A 19,965-nucleotide genomic window follows, 5' to 3' on the forward strand; every position below is an offset into this window, starting at 1 on the left:
GCTTATATGCCGCATAAGTTGTTGTAACGGGAAAGAAAGCGTTTCCTATTTATTTTTGAGCGAATTATTTGTAAGATAGATTCAGGATAAATTAACGCTTACTAAATGACATTTTTGAACGGATGTTAGGAATATGTGTTTAATTTAGGAGGAAATTATTTTGACAGAAGTTGTAATTGTTTCAGCATTGAGATCAGCAATCGGTAAATTGGGCGGTGCCTTTAAAAATGTTTCCGCCGTTGAACTTGGAGCAAAAGTTCTGAAAGAATCATATGAAAGATTAGATTTGGATCCAGCTGAATTTGATGAAGTTATTTTAGGTAATGTATTGAGTGCCGGTTTAGGGCAAAACGTAGCCCGGCAGATCTCCATTCACGCCGGTGTTCCCAAGGAAGTTCCTGCATACGCAGTCAACCAAGTGTGCGGTTCCGGTGTTAAGTCAGTCATGCTGGGAGTTCAGTCGATCTTGGCAGGCGACAATGAAGTCGTAGCAGTCGGCGGCGCCGAAAGTATGAGCCAATCACCATACGTTTTAAAAGACTATCGCTTTGGCGGTCGGATGGGCAACGGTCAGGTGATCGATACTTTGATCAACGACGGTTTGTGGGATGCCTTCTATGATTACCACATGGGGATCACGGCTGAAAATATCGCCGAGAAATTCAACATCACCCGTGAAGACCAAGATGCCTTCTCATTACAAAGCCAGCACCGTGCTGAAGCAGCAATTAAAGCCGGCAAATTTAAAGACGAGATCGTTCCGATCAGCGTTCCTCAACGTAAAGGTGCCGATGTGATCGTTGACCAGGATGAGGGTCCCAGATTTGGTCAAACACTTGAAGCTTTGCAAAAATTGCGGCCAGCCTTTAAGAAGCCGGATGGCACAGTAACTGCTGGCAATGCTTCTGGGATCAACGATGCCGCAGCGATCTTGATCTTAATGTCTAAGGAAAAAGCTGAAAAGTTTGGGTTAAAACCACTTGCGACAATTGTTTCTTACGCTTCAGCTGGTGTGGATCCGCGAATCATGGGGACCGGCCCGATTCCAGCAACCAAGAAAGCTCTAGCTAAAGGCGGCTTGGAAGTTGCTGACTTAGATCTGATCGAATCCAACGAAGCATTCGCTGCCGAAGCATTATGTGTCAACCAAGAACTTGGGCTTGATCCAGAAATCGTCAATGTTAACGGTGGCGCGATCGCCTTAGGTCATCCAATTGGTGCCAGCGGTGCACGGATCATCGTAACTTTACTGCATGAAATGGCTAAACGTGATGCTAAAACTGGACTGGCAACCTTATGTATCGGCGGAGGTCAAGGCAACGCGCTGATCGTTAAACGCTAAAAGTCAGCCTAGCCCCATTAAATTGTGAAAGGTAGTTTGCAATGCATCTTTATAATGATTTATTTACCCCAGCACAAAAGAAGCTGTTAGAGGAGACTTCTGAGTATACGGAAACTCGCCTGGCCAAGGACGCTAAACACTTCGATGAAACAGGAGAATATCCGCAAGAGCTGCTAGAGTATTTCTTTCAAAAAAAGGTTTTTGAATTAGTTAGTTCTGGTGATCGAGCAGATTTAGCGGCATTTTTTGAAATTATTCGCATCGTATCGACGAAATTTGCAGCTTTAGCCAGCATCATGCTGACCCAAGCCTTTTATGCGATCGTTCCTGTGAGCCAATTTGGGACTGAAAGCCAAAAATCAAAGCTGTTGGCACAGCTGGTCGATCGGCAAAAAATCGGAGCTTTTGGTTTGACCGAGGAAAGTGAAACTAGCCAGAATTCTACCGATGTTAAAACAGTGGCTTGGGAAACCAAGACTGGCTGGGAGATCAGTGGGGAGAAAAAATACCTTTCCAACGCACCGATCGCTGATGTTTTCTTGATCGTAGCGGCGACACGGCAGCTAGACGGAAAAGAGGGTCAAGGACTCTTCATCATCGACCAAGGCACGCCAGGACTGAAGATCAACGAGCCGATGAATAAAATGGGTGTTCGTTCACTGCCTGTAGCTGGGGCGAGTTTAAATCATGTTAAAGTTAGCGCCGACAGTCTTTTGGGCCAGAAAGCTGAAGGCAAAAAACAAGTTGAAATAGTAATGAATTTGATGAAATTAGCGGTTGCGATCCAGGCATTGGGGATCGCACAAGGTTCCTTTACTAAAGGTTTGGACTACTTGAACTTAGTTCGCCGGATCGGGAACCGTTTGATCGATAACCAAGATATTCAGTACCGGATGGCAGATCTGCGGACCAATATTTATTCTGCCGAAGCATTCGTTCGCCAGATCATTTTGACAGACCCGCAGAACACGATCGATGTGGCAATGGCTAAATTACTCACAGCTAATGTGGCGGTCGATGCAACGGAAACTATCATTCAATTGACTGGCGGTTATGGTTATATGAAAGACAGCGAGATCGAAAGATACGTCAGAGACGCGAAAATTACAGCGATTTACGGCGGCTCATCTCGCTCACAAAAAGAAATTATTGCAAAACATTGGATCGAGAACAGATAGGAGAGAACTATTATGATGGAAATTAAAAAAGTGTTAGTTGTTGGTGCTGGTCAAATGGGCAACGGGATCGCGCAATCATTTGCCCAAGCCGGCTATGATGTAGTCTTAAATGACATTAAGCAAGAATTTGTTGACAGAGGTTTCGCTAAGATCAAGGCTAATTTAGCCCGTCAGGTGGAAAAAGGACGGATCGATCAAGAACAAGAGGCTGCAACTTTAGCGCACCTGAGCAGTTCGACCAGCTATGCTGATGCTGCCGACGTTGACCTAGTAGTTGAAGCAGCAACTGAAAATGAACAGATCAAATTGGATATTTTCAGACAACTGGATGAAATTGCACCGAAGAGTGCGATCCTTTCTTCTAACACTTCTTCGATCTCCATCACGAAGATCACTAGTGTAACTAAGCGCCACGGCCAAGTGATCGGGCTGCATTTCTTTAATCCGGTTCAAGCAATGAAATTAGTGGAACTAAACGTTGGTCTGACAACTGATGAAGAAACAGTCAAAGTTATGAAAAAAGTCGGCGAGTCGCTGGGCAAGACCGTGATTTTGTCTAAAGATTCTCCAGGCTTCGTAGTTAACCGGATCTTGACGCCGATGATCAATGAAGCTGTGATGGCTTTAGAATCCGGGATCGCCTCGGCTGACGAGATCGATGAAGCCATGAAGTTGGGGGCTAACTTCCCGATGGGACCACTGCAATTGGCTGATTTTATTGGACTTGATGTTTTATTGTCAATAATGAAAACGCTTTATAACGGCTTTAGCGACAGCAAGTACCGTCCAGCTCCATTATTAACGAAGTATGTTGAGGCCGGCATGTTAGGCCGCAAGACTGGTCAAGGATTTTATTCTTACGAATAAGAGGGAAAAGGTGAATTTTTGATGGCAAAATACAAAACGATCATTTTAGACGTCAAAGATGACATTGCGACTTTAACGCTCAATCGGCCGCAAGCATTGAATGCCCTGAATACCCAGGTCTTGTTGGAAATCGATCAGGCAATTAACGTCATTAGTGCTAATCAAGCAATTAAAGTTGTCATTGTGACGGGAGCAGGCAATAAAGCTTTTGTTGCTGGAGCTGACATCAAAGAAATGGCGACCAAGAATGCAATTGAAGGGCAGCGCTTCTCGGAACTAGGCAACCGGACTTTCAGTAAACTGGCGAACTTAAAGCAGCCTGTGATTGCAGCGGTCAACGGCTATGCTTTAGGCGGCGGGTTGGAATTAGCCTTGGCCTGTGATATTCGGATCGCATCGACCAATGCTCGGATCGGGCAACCAGAAGTCGGCTTGGGGATCATCCCTGGTTTCGGTGCAACGCAGAGATTATCGCGTGCGCTAGGTCCGGCGAAAGCCAAGGAGTACATCTTAACTGCACGCAACGTGAAGGTCGATGAGGCTTTACGAGTTGGACTGTTTAATAAAGTTGTGGAACCGGAGCATTTATTAGATGAAGCCAATCAGATGGCTGCTCAGATCGCAGCTAACGCACCTTTAGCGGTTCAGAATGCTAAAGCAGTCATCAATGAAGGATTTGAGATCAATTTGGAACAAGGCTTAAAACTAGAAGAAAATACCTTTGGAATGCTATTTGCAACGAATGACCAAAAAGAGGGTATGGGCGCTTTTACAGAAAAAAGGAAAGCAGTCTTTGCCAGCAGATAAAGGTTGTTAATACCTTAGAAGCAAGCCCATAGTAAAAGATCAGTTTTTGACAGGGGCGTTGCATACAAGCTCAAAGGGACAACCAAGAGAAATGGAGTGTAAAATAATGTCTGTAGAATTTGAAAATTTATACCAGCAAAAATTGACGACAGCACAAGAAGCTGTTAAGCAGATCGCACCAGGTGATGGGATCATCTATCCACTGGGTGCCGGAGAACCTAGTGCTTTACATGAGGCCTTAGAAAGTTATTCCGGCCTGGAAGGTAACCGGCTTTATACTATGTTATCCATGCATCGGACCTTGAAACTGCCTAAGCATAAACTCCGTCAGATTTCTTTCTTCTTATCTGGCATGGACAGAAAAGCTTTTAACAGCGGTGAAACTGAGCTAGTGCCTTCCCACTTTTCTGAGATCCCTCGGATCTTGCAGGCACGCGAACCAGAACCAGTGCTAATGGCAACTGTTTCCCCGATGGATGAAAATGGCAACTTTTCTCTTGGTGTTGGTGTTTCATATTTTGGTTCACAGGTCAAAAACGCCAAAAAGATTATCCTGGAAGTCAACGAAACGATGCCTTATACCTACGGGATCGACAACTTTATTCATATCAGCCAGGTTGATGCTTTGATTGAAAATAACGAACAAATTCCAACCTCCGTTGAGCCGGAATTAAACGAAAAAGACAATAAGATCGGCCAATACATTGCTGATATGGTCCGTGATGGCGATACGATCCAGATCGGGATCGGTGCAATGCCGAACGCTGTCATGAACAACCTGGTCAACAAAAAGAATCTGGGGATGCACAGCGAGATGTTTACTGCTAAGGCGCAGCTTTTGCATGAACGCGGGGTTTTGACTAACACCAAGAAGCAAAACTTTAAAGGGACTTCAGTAGCGACCTTCGCCTACGGACCTGAAAGTTTGTACAAATTTATGGATCATAACAAAGATATTCTGATGGTACCAAGCGATATCTCAAATGGCTTGAAGTATATTGCTCAAAATGATAACTTTGTTTCGATCAATTCCGGGGTTGAAATTGATTTTCTCGGTCAGGTCTCCTCCGAACGGATCGGTAAAAAATACTATTCTTCAACGGGCGGCCAGGCTGATTTCGCTAAGGGTGTCAACTTATCCTTGAACGGTCGCGGGATCGTCTGCATGTACGCAACAGCAGTTAAAGACACGATTTCAACGATCGTTCCGACGATCACAGTTGGCTCACCGACAAGTACGCATAAAAACGATGTTGATATGCTGGTGACAGAATATGGGGTCGCTCACTTGAAGAATAAGACGACTAGCGAACGTGTTCTGGAATTGATCTCTGTGGCTGCACCGAAGTTTAGAGCCGAACTTCTCCAGCAGGCGATCGAGATGAAGTATCTGGAACCAAACTATTTCGATAACAGCGAATTGGCGAGTGCGGTTTAGCCGGGGCCAAGTAAAAAATGAATTGGGCTTGCATGTAAAACATGGGCCCTTTTCGTGTGTTGAGAGGATACCCAATGAAAGGGGTTAATTATAGTGGATCAGTTTAAAGGTTACTTAGTTTCAGAGACAGAAGACGGGGTCAAAGCGCAGATCAAGGATCTGACACTAAATGATTTGTCAGAGGGGAATGTCTTGATCAAAGTCGAATACTCTTGCTTGAATTACAAGGATATGCTGGCTTTTCAAGCGCATGGCGGCGTAATGCGTCAGTATCCCTTAGTTCCCGGCATGGACCTGGCAGGGACCGTGATCAGCTCCGAAGATCTGAATTTTAAAAGCGGGGACCAGGTTTTGTGTACCGGTTATGACTTGAGCGTGACGCACTCTGGCGGACTGGCTGAAGTTGCACGGATCCCAAGCGAGTGGCTGACTAAGTTGCCGGCCGGCATGTCGACTAGAGACGCAATGGTTTACGGGACGGCCGGTTTGACCGCAGGTTTGTCGATCGATGCTTTGCTTAAAGCCGGCATGAAACCGACCGATGAAGTGCTGGTTACTGGAGCAACTGGCGGTGTGGGAAGTGTCGCTGTTGCGATTTTGGCTAAGTTGGGCTTCGAACACATCACAGCCCTAGTTCGGAAGCCAAATCAAGTTAAAGCAGCGCAGGATTTTGGAGCAACCGCTACCTTGGATGCAGCTGATTTAAAGGTTGGCAAACCACTCCAGCACCAGAGCTTCGATTACGTTTTAGATACGGTGGGTGGAGATGTAGCAGCTGCCTTATTGTCAATGATCAAGATTGGCGGGGCGATGAGCGCCTGTGGGAACGCGGGCGGCCACAAGCTGCAAACCTCGATCTTACCATTTATTCTGCGGGGGATTTCCTTGTTGGGGATCGATTCGATCCAACCGGCAGCCGCCATTCAGAACCATATCTGGGACCAGCTGGCCTCCGATTGGAATGTGATCGACCAGTTGACGGTTGATGAGATCGGGCTCGAAGATGTTTTGACAGTGGTTGAGCAGTTAAAAGCTGGTCAACACTTGGGACGGACGATCGTTAAGGTGCAATAGAACAGACCCAGACCTCTCCTTAAACAGAAATGTTTAGCGAGAGGTTTTTTCTTGCATAAAAGACTATAATTAATCTGAATTATTTTTGAGGAGAGTTTACCATGAATCTTAGTCTATTATTCGGTCAGATCACGTTGATGTTTGCCTTGATGCTAGTGGGCATTTTGTCAAATAAAGTCAAATTTATGCACCCGCAGACGGCCAACGACTTGACCAATGTTTTATTGTACATAGTTTCGCCTTGTTTGATCATTAAATCTTTTGAGCAGCCGTATTCGACTCAGCGAGCGCGTGCCTTGGGCCTGTTAACAGTCGGGATCTTCTTAGTCTATCTAGTTCAAATCGTGATTTCACGCCTTTTGTTTAGGAAGATCAAAGACGCTAACTTGCGGCGGATCGTAGAGTACGGGAGCATATACTCGAACGCTGGTTTTATTGGGATCCCGCTTGTCAGCTCACTTTTTGGTTCACAGGGAGTGTTTTATGCAGTGGTCCCTTTAGCGATGTTCAATATTTTTAACTGGACCCACGGAGTGCGGTTGTTTGCTAGTGGCGTCCAGCAAAATAGGTGGCAGCAAGTTCAAAACGTCGTGTTGAATCCTAACATTATTGCTTTAGCTGTGGGATTGGTGATTTTTATTTTTTCGTTACAGCTGCCGGCGCTGCTCAATCAGATGATCAACTATATCAGCGCGATCAATACCCCAGTCTCGATGCTAGTCATCGGCAATAGTCTGGCTAATATTGCTCTGCGCAACTTCAAAATAAACGTGCCGATCAGCGTTTCCTTGTTTTTGCGGAACTTGTTTTACCCGTTAGTCACGATCGTGATCATGAAACTTTTAGGGATCAGTGGCACACCGCTGATGACTGCGATCCTGATGATGGCTTGTCCAGTCGGCGGGATGGTCGTTTTGTTTACCTTGCAAAATCATGGCAAGCAAGAACCAGCTTTAGCTTTGATGGGGACTTCAACGGTATTGAGTCTGGTGACGATTCCACTGGTCTTTTTATTCAGTAACTTCTTGTTTTAAATCAGTCACGCTATAATAGAAGAAAAGTCACTCAGAATGGAATGGAAGCAATGAAATCTAAAAAAGAAATTGTAAAGCGAGCTGAACAGCTGATCAAGCTGCTGGAAATTGAAAGCGCCGCTAGTGACCCGCGTCTGCAAAAGGTAGTCGCCTATGGTAAGGATGCTTTGGATAAAAAACAGATTGCCCCGCAAACTATCATGGAAAAAGTCGTGTCTGCGGTTTACTCATTGAAACTTAAGGGAATCATCGAGGTTGATGCCACCATGCTTTCGACCTTAAAGGAAATGGAGAAGCTCTCACGACAAAGAAGCTGGCTGCCTTTCAAAGCCTACGATCCTTGGTGAGAGAAAACATGAACAAAAGGCAGGCAATGTTTTGATTTTTGCCCTTAAGCCTCCGTAAAGTTCGTTAAAAATATGCTATTTTATGGTTTTAAAAAATAATATTCGGATTTAGCTTGAAGACGCATGCCGCTTTTGTTACAATTATCAAGGTGTGTTTGAGAGGCTCAAACTCAGAACAATTGGCAGTAATTATACTTTAATGAGGTGAACGGAATGTCATCAGTAGTAGTAGTGGGTAGTCAATGGGGCGACGAAGGAAAAGGTAAGATCACTGATTTCCTCAGTCATGATGCTGAAGTGATCGCACGTTATCAAGGCGGCGACAACGCTGGGCATACAATTGTTTTTAACGGAGATACTTACAAGTTGCGTTTGATCCCGTCTGGTATTTTCTATCAAGATAAAATCAGTGTGATCGGTAACGGTGTGGTACTGAATCCGAAAACTTTGAACCAAGAGATCGATTATCTGCATGAAAAGGGGATCTCAACAGATAATTTGCGTATCTCGGACCGGGCCCATGTGATCTTGCCTTACCATATCATCTTGGATAAATTACAGGAAAAAGCTAAGAAGGATAACAAGATCGGGACTACTGCTCATGGGATCGGTCCAGCGTATATGGATAAAGCAGCTCGGACCGGGATCCGGGTCGCTGACTTGCTGGACGAAGATATTTTTGCTGCTCAGCTCAAAATTAATTTGGCGGAGAAGAACCGCTTATTTAAAAACATGTATGACTATGATGAAACACCGCTTGATTTCGATGAGGTCTTCGCAGAGTATTACGCCTACGGCCAGCGTCTGAAAAAATACGTGACTGATACATCTGTAGTTTTAAATGAAGCCTTGGATGCCGGCAAACGTGTGCTTTTTGAAGGCGCGCAAGGTGTGATGCTGGATATCGACCAAGGAACATATCCATTTGTAACCTCCTCTAACCCGGTAGCCGGCGGCGTGACGATCGGTAGCGGTGTGGGACCTTCTAAGATCAAGAAGGTTGTCGGTGTCTGCAAGGCTTACACTTCACGTGTCGGCGATGGCCCGTTCCCGACCGAGCTTGAAAATGAGATCGGTGATCATATCCGCGAAGTCGGCCATGAGTACGGGACTGTTACCAAGCGTCCACGGCGGATCGGTTGGTTTGACAGTGTTGTAATGCGTCATGCCAAGCGCGTTTCTGGGTTGACTAATTTGTCCTTGAATTGTCTGGACATTTTGACTGGGTTAAAAGAAGTCAAGATATGTACTGCCTATGAATTACGGGGTGAGAAGATCTACCATTATCCAGCCAATTTAAAGGATCTGCAGGCTTGCACACCGGTTTATGAAACACTGCCGGGCTGGGACGAAGATATTACCGGCTGCAAGACCCTGGAAGACCTGCCGGAAAATGCCCGTGCATACCTGCACCGCATTCAAGACCTGGTTGGTGTGAAGGTTTCGACCTTCTCCGTTGGTCCCGACCGCGAGCAAACCAACGTTTTGGAAAACGTCTGGGGCTTGTAAGAACGAAATTAAGCTGAGAATCACTTAGGAGCTAGTCCTGGGTGATTTTTTTGACCGCTCACATTGTTAGCAGCAGTTCTTGGGAATTGAATCGAGGTCAAACTATCGTTTAAATGAAAAGTTATTTTTAATAAAAATGAAATATACAGAATACAGGGGCGAAAAAGTCTGCTAAATCAGGATATTTGTTGCCAAACAATCTGCCGAATGGAAGAAATATGCAAAAAAAATCAAAAATTAAAGGAAATAAAAATTATTTTTAAAATTGAAAACTTATGGTGCTTGATTTTAGCTTGTCAAATCAAAATTTTGAACAATATTCGTACTTTTCATTTGTTAAAAAGGGCGGTAAAATTATTAAGGTAATAGGTGAACGGAACTGACGTTTGAATGTCAGTAATTAACTATTTGGGGGAATGTTGTGTGACACTATCAGAAAAGACTTCGACTAAGGATCTGGTTAAGACTGTGATGCAGCAGCGCTCGTGTAGTTATGAAGAAGCAATTTCATTCTTATTGAGATTTGCGCAAAACAACTAAAAGAACTGCATAATTTTTAAACGGCATGATTCCAATTTTCTTGAGGGGATCATGCCGTTTATTGTTTTGTCTGCCAAGTATTGTGACTGCGATCAGAGATCGATTTTAAGCAATGTGAAATTAATTCAATTTGTGTTAAATGTTTTAAATTTTGTCAAATCTTGTGAACAATTTAATATGTGAAACCAAAAATATCTATATATGAATCGGGAAAGGAACGCCCGTAAAAAGCCTGATGTATACGCTAACATTTTATTTTTATCATCTGATAAAAAGGCGGATTCTTTGTGAATTGTGACCGAAAATCCGGGTGGATTTGATATTGAAATCTGTCACAAAGGGGTGTACTATTAAAGAGAAGAAAGCGTTTAATAAAGAACGGTTTCAAAAATAGGGAGGTTATTTATTATGATGAACAAGGTTGAAGAGAAACAATCTTCTGCTTGGACAGGCTTTAAGAAGGGTCAATGGCAGACTGAGATCGATATTCGCGATTTCATCGAGCACAACTTTACCCAATACAATGGTGACGAATCCTTCTTGGAAGGACCAACTGAAGCAACAACTAAGTTAAATGATCAGTTAACCGAATTAAAGATGAAACAACGTAAGGTCGGCGTTCTTGATGCAGATACGAAAGTAGTTTCTACAATTACTTCTCATGCTCCTGGCTATTTAGACAAAGACCTGGAAAAAATTGTTGGTCTGCAGACAGACAAGCCGCTGAAGCGTTCATTGATGCCGCAAGGCGGGATCAACATGGCTAGAGAAGCTCTGGAAACTAATGGCTATCACATTGATCCAGAAGTTGAAGAATTCTACACTAAGATTCAAAAGACACATAACCAAGGTGTTTTTGATGCTTATAATGCAGATATCCGTCATGCGCGTCACAACAAGATCCTGACCGGTTTACCAGATGCTTATGGTCGTGGCCGGATCGTTGCTGACTTCCCACGGATCGCTTTATATGGGATCGACCGTCTGATCGAAGCTAAGACTCAAGACCTGAACCTGACAGGCGACGGTGAGATGACCAGTGATGTGATCGAACAACGTGAACACATTTCAGATCAGATCCGTGCTTTGCGCGACATGAAGACCATGGCTGCATCATATGGCTATGATATTTCAAAACCTGCTACTAACGCTCAGGAAGCTATTCAATGGCTTTACTTTGGTTACTTGGCAGCTATCAAGACTCAAAACGGTGCTGCAATGTCGATTGGCCGGATCGATACTTTCATTGATATTTATATCAACCGTGACTTGGAACGCGGTGTCTTGACAGAAAAAGAAGCCCAAGAATTAGTCGATCAATTTACGATGAAATTACGGATGGTCTTCTTTATGCGGACGCCTGAATACAACTCACTGTTTACCGGTGATCCGATCTGGGCCACACTTTCATTGGCCGGAACAGGCTTGGATGGCCGTCATCATGTTACTAAGACAGCTTATCGTTTCTTGAATACGCTGCATGACATGGGTGCTGCTCCTGAACCAAACATTACTTTGTTATGGTCAGACAACTTGCCAATGGCATTTAAACAATATGCATCCAGTGTTTCAATTGAAAGTTCTACGATCCAATACGAAAACGATGACCTGATGAAGAGAGAATGGGGCACAGATTACTATGGCATTGCTTGCTGTGTTTCTGCTCAACCAGTTGACTCAGGTGTTCAGTTCTTCGGTGCGCGCGCTAACTTAGCTAAGACAGTCCTTTATGCCTTGAACGAAGGCCGCGATGAAATTACTGGCCAACAAGTTGGACCAGAATTGAAGAAGATGAGCTCAGAATATATCGACTATGATGAATTCATGGGCAAATTAGATCGGATGATGGACTGGTTAGCTGATGTTTACGTTAACGCTTTGAATGTTATCCATTATATGCATGACAAGTATTACTATGAATCAGCTCAGTTGGCATTGAAGAACACTAAACTTGATTACACCTTCGCTACAGGTTTGTCAGGCTTGTCAGTAGCTGCCGATTCCATTTCAGCTATCAAGTATGGTCATGTTAAAGCTATCCGTAATGAAGACGGTCTGACAGTCGGCTTCAAGGCTGATAAAGACTTCCCTCGTTACGGCAACAATGATGATCGTGCCGATGAGATCGTGGTTTGGTTAGTTAAGACCATGTATCAGAAGATGAACACACATCATCTCTATAAGGATGCTAAGTTGTCAACTTCTGCTTTGACGATCACATCTAACGTTGTTTACGGTAAGAATACGGGTGCTACACCTAATGGCCGTGAATTGGGCGAACCATTTGCACCAGGTGCTAACCCAGCATACGGTGCTGATATTTCTGGTGCTTTGGCATCATTAGTTTCAGTTTCCAAGATTCCTTACAAGTACGCTACAGATGGGATCTCCAACACCTTTGCTGTAACACCAACGACACTTGGTAAAGCTGAAGATGAACAAGAAGATACTTTGGTTAATATGATCGATGGTTACATGAAGAACAACGGTCACCATATTAACGTCAATGTCTTCAAACGTGAGACTTTACTGGATGCACAAAAACACCCAGAGAAGTACCCAACGTTAACGATCCGTGTTTCCGGCTACTGCGTATACTTTGCAGATCTGACCAAGGAACAACAGGATGATGTTATTTCAAGAACATTCCACACTTCAATGTAATTGATACCTCAGTTATTAGAGGTTGGAGGTTGAGAGAGAGATTATGAGTACAGAAACTAGAACGAAAAGAAAACGGAATCCACGTTTACGTCCCTTACCGATGCGTGACGGACAAGTGGAAGGCTATGTGCACTCAATTGAAACATTTGGTGCCGTTGACGGACCGGGCATCCGGTTTGTGGCCTTCATGCAGGGCTGTAATATGCGGTGCAAATTCTGCCATAACCCTGACACTTGGAAGAAAAATGTCGGGACTAAGATGACCTCGGATGAAATTTTAGAGCAAGCCGAGTCTTATAAAGCCTTTTGGGGAACTCAAGGCGGGATCACCTTGTCCGGTGGTGAGATCTTGTTGCAGATCGAATTTGCGACAGAGCTTTTTACCAAGTGCAAAAAGCTGGGGATCTCAACTTGCCTTGATACTTGCGGCCAGCCGTTTACCCGCCGTGAGCCGTGGTTCAGTCAATTCAACAAATTGCTGGATGTGACGGACATTATCTTGCTGGACATTAAACACATCAACTCCGCTGAACACAAGAAGTTGACGGGATATCCGAATGAAAACATTCTAGATCTGGCTCGTTATCTCTCAGAGATCGGCAAACCAATGTGGGTCAGACAGGTTTTGATCCCGACGATCACTGATCAAGATCAGTTTTTGGAGGAGACCAGCGACTTTGTTAAAACATTGCATAATGTAGAGAAGTTCGAAGTTCTGCCATACCATACGATGGGTGTCCATAAGTATGCCGAAATGGGTGTCAAATATCGTTTGGACGGGATCGAGCCGCCATCCGATGAACGGGTGGCGAACGCACGAAAACTCCTGCATTGTGATGATTATCAAGGTTACCGCAACTGGAAGCCAGGCGATTCAACATTGGACAAGCCAGTCAGTTAAAATAAAAATGGTGCTATCTTGGAAGATGATTCCAGATAGCACCCTTTTTATTTAGGCCGTTTTTCACTGAAATGATTGGGCCTGTAAATTGTACAATTCTGAATAATAGGAATTATTCTGCATTAGTTCATCATGCGAACCCAGTCCAATAATTTCCCCATTTTTCAACACCAGAACTCGGTTGGCCATTTTAACAGCTGACAAGCGATGTGTGATGAAAAACACCGTTTTGCCCTTGGTCATTTCGATAAAACTTTGATATATTTCAAATTCACTCCTTGGATCTAAGGAAGCGGTCGGTTCATCCAAGATCAATATTTTGGAACTTGGCATAAACGCTCGCGAAATAGCAATTTTCTGCCATTGACCACCTGATAGATCAATTCCGCCATTAAATTGTTTTCCAAGCATTGTGTCTAAAGTTAAATTTTTCTCAACGTAGGAATCATAAAAGCCGCCTTTTTGCATAGCACTTATAATGAGCCCCTCGTCGTGTCTTTTTGCTGGATTTCCTAAGCCGACTGCATCTCTGATTGGTAAGTAAAACCTGGCATAGTCTTGAAAGACAACTCCAAATTTTTTTCTGTACTGGTTAATGTCAAGCTCGCTAATGGGTGTGTTATTAATTAATATCTCACCTTCTTGTGGGTCGTAGAAGCGCATTAACAGCTTAACTAGAGTTGATTTACCGGAACCGTTTTCTCCAACTATTGCAATTCTTTCCCCTGCACTGACTTTAAAAGAAACATTCGCTAATGCTTTTTGTTGTTGTCCCGGATATTTAAAAGAAATATTGTTAAAGACAATGTCTTGCGTTTTTTGTGGGAAAGGCAATTCACCGGAGAAGTCATTTTCTTCTTTGACGTTCATAAAAGAAAAATATTTTTCCATATATAATAAAGTATCGTAAAGCAGACTGGAATTTTCGATAAAAGCATACACTCCATCGGCAGTAGAAGTTAAGGTTGAGACAAATATTAAAAATACTCCTGCTGATGCATGTCCTTGTTGAATATCTCTGATCATCCACAGTAAACTTCCAATACTTAAGACAACACTGAACACTAAAAAGGCTAAGGATATCCACATTTGATGTAGTCGGATGTTCTTCATTTGCGCGTGCATTCTTTTGTATACTCTTCGATAAGACTTGATAAAATAGTCGAACATTCCGAATAATCTAACTTCTTTTGCATTCTCTGTAGTTAACAGCGCCTCACTATAATACTGCACTTTTCGAGCGTCTGGGCTGCGTGTCACCATTGTTTCAAACGAATTTTGTTGAATGTGATAACTGACTAAACTTTGTGGAATTATTGCGACCAATAAAATCAGCGCGATCCAAAAGTTATAACGTGCAAGTAAAAACAACATCGAGATAACTGTGATCAACTCTCGTATCATGCTGATCCCAAAGACGATCAAGTTAACCGGCTGCCAGGATGCCTGAGAATTAATAAATTGAAGGTTATCATAAAAATCAGGGTCCTCAAACAAGTTTAATCCTTTGATCGTCTTGGATTTTTCCATTAATTGAGTGTTAACAAAAGCGATCAGCTGGTCTGTTAAAATACCTTGTAATGAGGTATTTATCGGGACAGCTGCGGAAGAAATAAAGAATGTTATCCCCCAGAATAAAAGTAACTGACTTGATATTTCTGTGTTTAATAGTTCATCCAACAGCATTTGAGCTAATTTGATCAACGCGGCTGGTGCAATCGCTTGAATCGGAACTAGGAAAAGCAGTATTAAACTACTTGTTTTTGAAGCTTTCCAAAATAAAGCAAAACTTTGGAGATATAAAGATATATATTTTTTAAGGTTTATAAATACCTTCAAAAAACCACCTACAATCTACTTCCATTTTATAGGTGAGACCCAATCAGAATACAAGGATGCGATTTCTGCATCGTCTAATTTTAAAGTTGCGACGATTTTGTAACGTTCTCTCATTTTTAAGCTATCATCAAACGAAAGTTCTAACTTAGAAAAAGGCTCTACCCTCGCAATCTGAAATCTCTCACCTTGTTCATCATATTCCATAATTTCTAGTGGATCACTAAAAGAGTAGTAACGATCAGTTTCAGCATCAATATTTGTAATTAATCCAGTTACAGGACCAGGCAGATAGCAGCTTGTCCGATATTTGGCACCATCGACAATTTCTTTTGACCTGAGAGAATCGGTGTACACTTTCCCATAAAAGATAGCCACCTCACCTGCAATAGCTTGCTGGACAGAAAAGGATGATTGAGGGCCAACACGATAGATCGTGCTTCGGCTTGAACGAATTGCGATCCGACCATTATTTGTTTGTATCTCATGGTTAAGCCCCAAAAGAGTCCCAGCTGTAATGTCAGAGATATTGCCAGTATGATCTAAAGATTTGACTTCATTTCCAGAGACATATGTGACCACGAAACTACATGTTTTCGGTAAGTTGCTTTGTTTAACTAGTTGATACTCGTGAGTGTCAAAAAATAATCTTTAGTTCCTAACAGTACATTCATATAACCCTCTTTTTTATAACTAAGAGTTAACCCCTAGTTAATTTAATTTTAATCTTAGATGTGAAATTGTCAACAAAGAAGGATTGCTTAATTTGTTTCCAACTTTTTAATTGTAACGACTTAGTGATACTAGAGAATCATAGTCTAAAATCTTGGTTAGTTTAGAAAATTTGTGAGGCTTATTTTAGTTTTAAATTTCACAAAGTTGTGCAAATAAAAAATCCATATTGGATCATTATGTGTAAGTACGATTCGACATTTCAATAAAGCTTTGAATAGTTTAACAATAATTCTTGGCTTACTTGCACAGCTGATTGTACAATAAAAAAAGAAAGGGGCTGAGTCAATGGAAGCTGTATCCTATTCTGCCTTACGTAAAAATTTGAAACATTATCTACAACAAGTTAATGATGATGCAACTACATTATTAATAACTAATCGTGATAACGCTGATGATACGGCGGTTTTAATGTCAAAAAGAGATTATGATAGTATGACTGAAACACTCAGAATTGTGAGCAATCCAGCCTTAATGGATAAGCTCCGTCGTGGACAAGAGCAAATTGCTGTGGCTAAAACTAAGCAGCATGAGTTGATAGAGTCAAATGATTAAAAGCGTGGACTGATGATGCATGGGACGATTATATGTATTGGCATCAGCAAAATGATAAACGAACCATTAAGCGAATCAATAAACTAGTTGAAGACATTGTTCGACACCCATTTGAGGGACTTGGCAAACCAGGACTGATAAAATATGAGCTAACTAACACTTGGTCAAGAAGGATCACGCAAGAACACTGTCTAATCTACCAAGTTGAAGATGGTATAATTTATATTTTATCTGTGCGTGATCATTATTAAAGAAAAAGTAAAAGCGGGACACATAAACTAGAGTTTTGGTTTATGCGTCCCGCTTTATTATTATGCAGCCTAATTTTTGTCCTAGACTACTTATTATTTGAGTTTTTGCAGAAAATTATCCAAATCTTCCCGCTGATATAACTGACGGTTACATTGGCTGCTGTCTAAACAAATGTAATTGCCTTTTTTAGTATAGCGCCCATCACCAGCCTTTTTGCTGACGGCAGTAAACAAAACAACGTTGGCCTCGTGATGACAGATTGAACAAAAACCTTTGATCGCAGTGTTCGAAATATCGCCAAGAGTCCCTGCGAGACGCTCGCCTTGGTAGAACAACAGAAATTTTTTCTGGGTCCCTAGGTCATTCCAGCCAATAAATGTGTTCTCACGTAAGTCGATTGCCGAAAAGTCAGGGACTTTTAACTTCTTAGTTTTGCGAAAGACCTTTTCGACCTGTTTTTTAGTCGGTTGTTCAAATGGGATCACATGCTCTTTGAGTTCGCTTAAATATTTTTCCGCTGCTCGCCGACGCAGGCGTTGATCCATGACAAAATCCAGCAAAGCTTTTGTGTCGATCTGTGAAGCTGCTAGGAGCTCACGGATCTCTTCTGCCGCTAAGGACTGGATCGCACCGATCGTTCGATAGTCATTCACAGATTCGTAGTTGTGGATCAAGTTGGCAACGATTGCTTGCAAATGCATAAATTGATAGGGTTGTAGTGTTGTTTTCATTAGAATTCCTTTCTGAATAGCGTGAATCACTGAGAAAGAAAATTCTTTTCTAGTGATCCGGTCAACGAATGTCAACCTCTGCACTAGAAGATACGGTTCGTATCATCTTATCACCTCCAAATAGCTTTGCTAGTATAGCAAAACCTGTATAGAAAAGCAATCGGTGTTAATCGGTACTGATCCGCAATACACCAGCCCCCTGAACATCTCCCGCCGCAAGATAACTGAGAGCATCACGTGCCTCCTTGAGCGAGTAAGGGCGAGTTTCAGGATGGATTTTGAGGCGTTCAGCTAGTTGCAGGAATTCTTCACCGTTTTTTCTCGTGTTGCTCTCTACGCTAGTGATCTTTTTTTCATGAAAAAGATGCTTCTGGTAGTTTAATGGTGGGACATCGCTCATGTGGATCCCAGCTAAGGCCAGTGTTCCTCCTGGCTTTAATCCAGCAAGCGCCTGTGGAACGATTTCTCCCGCTGGAGCGAAGATGATGGCTGAGTCCAGCAACTCTGGGGGCAGATCATAGGCTTGGCGTGCGGAAGAAGCGCCAAGTTTAAGGGCTAATTTACGCGCGTGTTCTCCGCGGGTCAAGACGTGGACTTTGATCCCTTGTTTAAGTGCTAACTCGGCTGTGATATGAGCGGAACCGCCAAAGCCGTATAGGCCAAGCGTCCCTCCGGCTGGGACATTGGCTAAAACATAGGCACGGTAGCCAATGATCCCCGCGCACAGTAGGGGTGCAGCAGTTAACGAGTCAAAGGAATTAGGGATCTGATAGGCGAAAGCTTCGTTGACCGTGGCAAATTCAGCGTAGCCGCCGTCATGATCCCAACCGGTATACTTAGAATTTGGACATAAGTTTTCCTGACCGGCGCGTCAGAAGCTGCATTTACCGCAAGTCAACCGTAACCAAGGGATCCCGATGCGTTGACCAATTTCAAAGCGGGTCGCTTGTGGTCCCAGCTGGCACACTTCACCGATGATCTCGTGGCCGGGAGTAACGTGTTCTTGGTGGACTGGCAAGTCTCCTTCTGTCACATGGAGGTCTGTGCGACAGACACCGCAAGCTAAGACCCTGACTAGGACTTCGCCTGGACCGGGTTGAGGGACAGGTTTGGTGACTAGCTGGAGTGGTGACGGCTCAGCATCGATTGGAGCCTGTTGTCTTACTTCCCAAGCATGCATCGTGTCCGGGATCTTTTGCAAATTGACATTGACTTGTTTTGTCTGTGCCATTTAAACCACCTCAATTCATTTTTAGACACAGAACCATTTTTCCCCTTTATTATAATCTTTGTTCCAGCAAATGTTTAACCGTTTGCAATACAAAAATACGTACAATAAACATTTTTAAAATCTTAAAATTCAGAATTCCATTGTTAGACAGCTTTATGAGTGGTAAAATTTAAGAATAAATCAATGAATAACGAACAAGGAGACGAAGTTGTGGAAAATACGGATAAATCGATCTCGAAAAATCTGCTCTTAGGTTTACAACATTTACTGGCCATGTACTCGGGGGATATTCTGGTGCCTTTATTGATCGGGGGTGCTCTGCACTTTACTGCCGCGCAGATGACCTACTTAGTGTCAATGGATATCTTTATGTGCGGGATCGCCACACTATTACAGTTAAAACGCACGCCGTTGACAGGGATCGCTTTACCTGTTGTGTTAGGATGTGCAGTTGAATATGTTGCTCCTTTACAAAATATTGGCAATCATTTTGGCTGGCCATTCATGTATGGCGGTATCATCTCCGCGGGGATCTTTATCGCATTAATTGCTGGTCCGTTTGCTAAAATGCGCCGTTTCTTTCCACCCGTTGTGACCGGCTCATTGATCACCCTGATCGGTTTTACTTTGATCCCAGTTGCTTTTCAAAACCTTGGCGGCGGCAATACGAGTGCTGCCAGTTACGGCAATCACATCAATTTGATCTTAGGTTTCACGACTGCTCTGGTGATCGTGGTGATCAACATTTGGGGCCGCGGTTTCTTGAAACACATTGCTGTTTTAGTCGGGATCTTGGTGGGAACGCTCCTCGCCATTGTTTTGGGTAAAGTTGGCTTTTCATCTGTTGGATCCGCCCATTGGTTCCAGCTGCCAGTCCCGTTTTACTTTGGGGTCCCCAAGTTTGAATGGTCTTCGATTGCTACGATG

At 43.1% G+C, this 19,965-nt stretch carries 16 protein-coding genes and 2 pseudogenes; 14 read left to right on the plus strand and 4 right to left on the minus strand.

Annotated elements, in window-relative coordinates; translation table 11 throughout:
- The first annotated feature begins 160 nt into the window (after nt 1-160).
- The 11 genes from LFYK43_RS01705 (at nt 161) to pflA (ending at nt 13,701) form a co-directional block, all read left to right on the plus strand.
- The gene (locus tag LFYK43_RS01705) at nt 161-1,342 is read left to right on the plus strand and encodes an acetyl-CoA C-acetyltransferase (RefSeq protein WP_124974793.1); all 1,182 of its coding nucleotides are present in this window, start codon (nt 161-163) and stop codon (nt 1,340-1,342) included.
- A 41-nt stretch (nt 1,343-1,383) separates the two neighbouring features.
- A complete protein-coding gene (locus tag LFYK43_RS01710; RefSeq protein ID WP_124974795.1) occupies nt 1,384-2,520 on the plus strand; it encodes an acyl-CoA dehydrogenase family protein in 1,137 nt (378 codons plus the stop codon).
- Nucleotides 2,521-2,535: 15 nt separating this feature from the next.
- On the plus strand, nt 2,536-3,387 hold the full coding sequence (locus LFYK43_RS01715) for a 3-hydroxybutyryl-CoA dehydrogenase (RefSeq protein ID WP_124974835.1): 852 nt from the start codon (nt 2,536-2,538) through the stop codon (nt 3,385-3,387).
- A gap of 21 nt (nt 3,388-3,408) precedes the next feature.
- Nucleotides 3,409-4,194: an enoyl-CoA hydratase-related protein gene (locus tag LFYK43_RS01720; RefSeq protein ID WP_124974797.1), complete on the plus strand. Its 786-nt coding sequence runs from the start codon at nt 3,409-3,411 to the stop codon at nt 4,192-4,194.
- Nucleotides 4,195-4,300: 106 nt separating this feature from the next.
- Nucleotides 4,301-5,632 (plus strand): acetyl-CoA hydrolase/transferase family protein, encoded by a 1,332-nt coding sequence (locus LFYK43_RS01725; RefSeq protein WP_124974799.1) that lies wholly within the window; start codon nt 4,301-4,303, stop codon nt 5,630-5,632.
- A gap of 93 nt (nt 5,633-5,725) precedes the next feature.
- Nucleotides 5,726-6,706: a YhdH/YhfP family quinone oxidoreductase gene (locus LFYK43_RS01730; RefSeq protein WP_124974801.1), complete on the plus strand. Its 981-nt coding sequence runs from the start codon at nt 5,726-5,728 to the stop codon at nt 6,704-6,706.
- Between the two features lie 101 nt (nt 6,707-6,807).
- On the plus strand, nt 6,808-7,740 hold the full coding sequence (locus LFYK43_RS01735) for an AEC family transporter (RefSeq protein WP_124974803.1): 933 nt from the start codon (nt 6,808-6,810) through the stop codon (nt 7,738-7,740).
- A 41-nt stretch (nt 7,741-7,781) separates the two neighbouring features.
- A complete protein-coding gene (locus LFYK43_RS01740; RefSeq protein ID WP_229717881.1) occupies nt 7,782-8,087 on the plus strand; it encodes a hypothetical protein in 306 nt (101 codons plus the stop codon).
- Between the two features lie 213 nt (nt 8,088-8,300).
- Entirely contained in the window at nt 8,301-9,596 is a 1,296-nt protein-coding gene (locus LFYK43_RS01745) for an adenylosuccinate synthase (protein WP_124974807.1), read from the plus strand.
- Nucleotides 9,597-10,544: 948 nt separating this feature from the next.
- Complete coding sequence (gene pflB, locus LFYK43_RS01750) at nt 10,545-12,800, plus strand: formate C-acetyltransferase (protein ID WP_439957195.1); 2,256 nt, start codon at nt 10,545-10,547, stop codon at nt 12,798-12,800.
- 43 nt (nt 12,801-12,843) lie between these two features.
- Nucleotides 12,844-13,701, plus strand: a complete 858-nt coding sequence (gene pflA, locus LFYK43_RS01755; protein WP_124974809.1) for a pyruvate formate-lyase-activating protein — start codon at nt 12,844-12,846, stop codon at nt 13,699-13,701.
- A 63-nt stretch (nt 13,702-13,764) separates the two neighbouring features.
- Here pflA and LFYK43_RS01760 read toward each other — a convergent pair whose 3' ends face one another.
- Nucleotides 13,765-15,540: an ABC transporter ATP-binding protein gene (locus tag LFYK43_RS01760; protein ID WP_124974811.1), complete on the minus strand. Its 1,776-nt coding sequence runs from the start codon at nt 15,538-15,540 to the stop codon at nt 13,765-13,767.
- Between the two features lie 15 nt (nt 15,541-15,555).
- Complete coding sequence (locus LFYK43_RS01765; RefSeq protein ID WP_124974813.1) at nt 15,556-16,119, minus strand: FecR family protein; 564 nt, start codon at nt 16,117-16,119, stop codon at nt 15,556-15,558.
- A 438-nt stretch (nt 16,120-16,557) separates the two neighbouring features.
- Between LFYK43_RS01765 and LFYK43_RS01770 the strand changes: the two genes are divergently transcribed.
- A complete protein-coding gene (locus LFYK43_RS01770) occupies nt 16,558-16,824 on the plus strand; it encodes a type II toxin-antitoxin system Phd/YefM family antitoxin (RefSeq protein ID WP_124974815.1) in 267 nt (88 codons plus the stop codon).
- Nucleotides 16,825-16,829: 5 nt separating this feature from the next.
- A pseudogene (locus LFYK43_RS01775) lies at nt 16,830-17,075 on the plus strand (Txe/YoeB family addiction module toxin); the annotation flags it as partial.
- A 93-nt stretch (nt 17,076-17,168) separates the two neighbouring features.
- On the opposite strand, the gene LFYK43_RS01780 reads toward LFYK43_RS01775, so the two are convergent.
- Nucleotides 17,169-17,807, minus strand: a complete 639-nt coding sequence (locus tag LFYK43_RS01780; RefSeq protein WP_124974819.1) for a FusB/FusC family EF-G-binding protein — start codon at nt 17,805-17,807, stop codon at nt 17,169-17,171.
- 166 nt (nt 17,808-17,973) lie between these two features.
- A pseudogene (locus LFYK43_RS01785) lies at nt 17,974-19,038 on the minus strand (zinc-dependent alcohol dehydrogenase family protein).
- A 183-nt stretch (nt 19,039-19,221) separates the two neighbouring features.
- Here LFYK43_RS01785 and LFYK43_RS01790 point away from each other — a divergent pair.
- On the plus strand, nt 19,222-19,965 hold a 744-nt coding region (locus tag LFYK43_RS01790), incomplete at its 3' end, for a solute carrier family 23 protein (protein ID WP_174713946.1).

This window comes from Ligilactobacillus salitolerans (assembly GCF_003864415.1).
Lineage (GTDB): Bacteria > Bacillota > Bacilli > Lactobacillales > Lactobacillaceae > Ligilactobacillus > Ligilactobacillus salitolerans.